The 721-nt window shown below is 62.3% G+C and carries 1 protein-coding gene; it reads right to left on the bottom strand.

Annotated elements, in window-relative coordinates:
- On the bottom strand, positions 1–721 hold a 721-nt coding region (locus tag A5736_RS10990), incomplete at both ends, for a serine/threonine-protein kinase (RefSeq protein WP_139333256.1).

Raw genomic sequence — 721 nt, forward strand, 5'->3', positions numbered from 1 at the left:
CGTCGGCGAACTCCGTGCACAAGGCGAAGCGGTCACCCGGATTTTTGGCCAATGCGCGGGCCAGCACCTCGTCGAGCCCAGCCAGCTCTGGGCGCATAGCGCTGAGCCGCGGCGGAGGGGCCGTGAGGTGCGCGCTGATCACAGCGACCGCATTGGTGTTGGGAAACACCGGCACGCCGGTAAGCAAGTGATACGCGGTGGCGGCTAGCGCGTACTGGTCTGCGCGGCCATCGATGTGATTGCCCATCAACTGTTCGGGCGCCGCATAGGCTGCTGTACCGACCGTCATATTTGTCTGTGTGAGACCACTGATCTCGTCCCGATTGCGTGCAATACCGAAGTCGGTCAACAAGATACGTTGCCTTCCACCCGCTGGACGGGTCAGCAGGATATTGGCCGGCTTGACATCGCGGTGCAGCAAGCCTTTCTGGTGGGCATAATCCAGCGCGCTGGCGACGCCGGCGATTACGGTGCACACGTCGGCAGCTGGCATTCCGGACGGACAGCTTTCCCGGAGCACTCGACGGGTATCGAACCCGTCGACGTAGCGCATCGCGATCCACAGATCACCCTCGAATTCGCCGCGGTCATACACCTCAACGATGTGTGGATGCCACAGCGACGACGCTAAGTCGGCCTCCCTGATGAACCGATCCCGGTAGTCGGGTTGACTAGATAGCTGGTCGTTCAGAATCTTGAGGGCGTCCCGCCGCGGCAACCG

This window comes from Mycobacterium sp. SP-6446 (assembly GCF_001954045.1).
Classification (GTDB): domain Bacteria; phylum Actinomycetota; class Actinomycetes; order Mycobacteriales; family Mycobacteriaceae; genus Mycobacterium.